Raw genomic sequence first — 3,060 nt, forward strand, 5'->3', positions numbered from 1 at the left:
GGGGGGGCGCGTGCCGGGCGGGTGGGGGGGGCGCCCCCGGGGGGGGGGGGGTGGGGGGGGGCCCGCCCCCACGCCGGCGCGGGGGCCCCCCCCACGCCACGCCGTCACAGGGAGAGTCGTGTTCCAACAGCCGCAGACGCCCGCTCCGAGGCCCCCACCCGACCCCCGCCCGCAGCCCTCACCCCCGCCCGCGCCGCCGATCGTCCCTGGCCCGATCGGGCCGTTCATCCCGCCCTACCAGGGACCGGGCCGCATGACGAACGTCGTCGTGCCGGATCGCTGGACGGACAGCCGGAACCGGGGGCCGGGGCGATGAAGGAACCCAGGCTGAGGGCCGGCGACCTCATCCACCTGACCCGCGAGGTCAGCCCGCAGTTCATCCGGCCGATCACGGTACGGGTGATCCGTGAGCTGACCGACCGCCACACGTACGACGGCTGGACCTGGATCGAGGCGTACGAGCTGGGGCCGGACGGCCTGGCCCGACGACGGCGCGAGCTGTACGTCCGCCGCGCCGGGGCGCGTTGGCTTCCCTCCCCGCCTCCGGCAGCGACCCGGCCGCCCGCCCCACGGGCAGCGACCAGGTCGGCAGCTCGCGGCTCGGCGACGTCGACGTGACGCCACTCGACGGGCTCGACCACCGCCCGCTGCGCCCGATCTGGCTGTGCCGCCTCGACGCGAACCCGTGGCCCTGCGGGGAGGCGAAACTCGCCCTGCGCGCCGCGTTCGCCGACGACCGGTCGGCTCTGCTGACCCTGATGTCGACGCTCCAACGGGAGGCGGAGAACCACCTCACCCAGCTCGACGGCGGCCGGTCGAACAACCTCACCGACCGCTTCCTGTCCTGGGCACAGCCACCCGACCACTGAGCCCTTCGTGCGACCCGTCGGCAGGCGGTGCGGCACGATGGAGGCATGAGCGCACGGGTACGGGCACCAGAGTTGCGTGGTCGGGGCTGGTTGAACACCGGTGGGCGGGAGCTGCGGCTCGCCGACCTGCAGGGAAAGATCATTCTGCTCGACTTCTGGACCTTCTGCTGCATCAACTGCCTGCACGTGCTCGACGAGTTGCGCCCGCTGGAGGAGAAGTACGCCGACGTGCTGGTCGTCGTCGGGGTGCACTCGCCGAAGTTCGAGCACGAGAAGGACCCGGCCGCGTTGGCCGCCGCCGTCGAGCGGTACGGCGTGCACCACCCGGTGCTCGACGATCCCGAGCTGGACATGTGGCAGCAGTACGCGGCGAAGGCGTGGCCCACCCTGGCGGTGGTCGACCCGGAGGGGTACGTGGTCGCCACGATGGCCGGCGAGGGTCACGCCGAGGGGCTGGTCCGGCTGGTCGACGACCTGATCGCCACCCACGAGGCCAAGGGCACCCTGCACCGGGGCGACGGGCCGTACGTGCCGCCGACGCCACCGGAGACGACGCTGCGCTTCCCCGGCAAGGCCGTGCTGCTCGACGGCGGCAACCTGCTGGTTTCCGACTCGGCCCGGCACAGCCTGGTCGAGCTGGCCCCGGACGGCGAGACGCTGATCAGGCGGATCGGTTCCGGTGAGCGGGGCCGGGTCGACGGGCCGGCCGCCTCGGCAGGCTTCGCCGAGCCGCAGGGGCTCTGCCTGCTGCCCCCGCACGTCGCCGAGGTCGCCGGCTACGACCTGCTGGTCGCCGACACGGTCAACCACCTGCTGCGCGGCGTACGTCTGGACACCGGCGAGGTGACCACGGTCGCCGGCACCGGCCGGCAGTGGCGGTCCACGGTCGACGACCACGCCCACGACGCGCTCTCCGTCGACCTTTCCTCCCCGTGGGACCTGGCCTGGTACGACGACAAGGTCATCGTGGCGATGGCCGGCATCCACCAGCTCTGGTGGTTCGACCCGATCAAGCGGACCGCCGGCATGTGGGCGGGCACCACCGTCGAGGCGCTGCGTGACGGCCCGCTGACCGAGGCGTGGCTGGCCCAGCCGTCCGGCCTGTCCGTCTCGGGCGACGGCGCGCGGCTCTGGGTGGCCGACAGCGAAACCAGCGCCATCCGTTTCGTGCAGGACGGCGTGCTCGGCACCGCCGTTGGGCAGGGGCTGTTCGACTTCGGGCACGTGGACGGGCCGGCCGACCGGGCGTTGCTCCAGCATCCGCTGGGGGTGTGCGCGCTGCCCGACGGCTCGGTGCTGATCGCCGACACCTACAACGGCGCGGTCCGCCGCTTCGACCCGGCGACCGGCCTGGTCGCCACGGTGGCCGACGGGCTGGCCGAGCCGAGCGACCTGGTGCTCACCGCCGACGGCGGGGTGCTGGTGGTGGAGTCGGCCGCGCACCGGCTGACCCGGCTCGCCCCGGGCGCGTTGACCGCCGCCGGGGCGGACACCGTGGACGGTCCCCGGCACCGGCTGGAACGCAAACCCACCGACGTCGCGGCCGGCGAGGTGACCCTGGAGGTGCTCTTCACGCCGGCGCCGGGGCAGAAGCTGGACGAGACGTACGGGCCGTCGACCCGGCTGGTCGTCTCGGCCTCGCCGCCGGAGCTGCTGGTCGAGGGGGCCGGCACCGGCACCGAGCTGTCCCGCCGGCTGGTGGTCGACCCGGCCGTACCGCAGGGGGTGCTCCAGGTGACCGCCCAGGCCGCCACCTGCGACGCCGACGTCGAACACGCCGCCTGCCACCGGACCCGGCAGGACTGGGGTGTTCCGGTACGGGTGGTCGACGACGGCGCGACCCGCGTCCCGTTGGTGCTGCGCGGCCTGGACACCTGAGCGCCCGGCGGGCGGGCACCGGATCCGCCCGGCCGGGCCATCAGGGCGAACAGGCGACGGTCAGGCGAACGGGGTCGGGGTGACCCCGGCGTCGATCAGCGCGGCCCGCACCAGGGCGGCCGAGGCGACCGCGCCGGGGCTGTCCCCGTGCAGGCAGATCGAGGCGACCGGGCACGGCACCACGGTCCCGTCGACCGCCACCACGGTGTGCTCGGTGGCCATCCGGACCGCCCGGACGGCCACCTCCTCCGGGTCGGTGACCAGCGCGCCCGGCGCGGTACGCGGCACCAGCGCCCCGGTGGGCAGGTAGCCC

4 protein-coding genes are annotated in these 3,060 nt (G+C 74.7%); 3 read left to right on the forward strand and 1 reads right to left on the reverse strand.

Going from position 1 to position 3,060, the window contains the following annotated elements; translation table 11 throughout:
• The first annotated feature begins 312 nt into the window (after positions 1–312).
• From ACOJTC_RS08930 to ACOJTC_RS08940, 3 genes are read left to right on the forward strand one after another with little or no spacing between them, the layout of a single operon-like run.
• Entirely contained in the window at positions 313–618 is a 306-nt protein-coding gene (locus tag ACOJTC_RS08930; RefSeq protein ID WP_420116482.1) for a hypothetical protein, read from the forward strand.
• Positions 615–869, forward strand: coding sequence for a flavin reductase (locus ACOJTC_RS08935; protein ID WP_420116483.1), 255 nt, complete (start codon positions 615–617; stop codon positions 867–869). Before ACOJTC_RS08930 ends, ACOJTC_RS08935 begins: the two co-directional genes overlap by 4 nt.
• 45 nt (positions 870–914) lie before the next feature.
• The gene (locus ACOJTC_RS08940) at positions 915–2,747 is read left to right on the forward strand and encodes an NHL domain-containing thioredoxin family protein (RefSeq protein WP_420116484.1); all 1,833 of its coding nucleotides are present in this window, start codon (positions 915–917) and stop codon (positions 2,745–2,747) included.
• Positions 2,748–2,807: 60 nt separating this feature from the next.
• Here the strand turns inward: ACOJTC_RS08940 and ACOJTC_RS08945 are convergent.
• The coding region (locus ACOJTC_RS08945; RefSeq protein ID WP_420116485.1) for a LamB/YcsF family protein at positions 2,808–3,060 on the reverse strand (253 nt) is incomplete at its 5' end.

Origin of the sequence: Micromonospora sp. (genome assembly GCF_048594385.1) — a bacterium.
GTDB classification, from domain to species: Bacteria; Actinomycetota; Actinomycetes; order Mycobacteriales; family Micromonosporaceae; genus Micromonospora; species Micromonospora wenchangensis.

Excerpts from the sequence above, each read along its gene's own strand:
- ACOJTC_RS08940 (WP_420116484.1), top strand. The coding sequence starts at position 915 with ATGAGCGCACGGGTACGGGCACCAGAGTTGCGTGGTCGGGGCTGGTTG.
- ACOJTC_RS08930 (WP_420116482.1), top strand. The coding sequence starts at position 313 with ATGAAGGAACCCAGGCTGAGGGCCGGCGACCTCATCCACCTGACCCGC.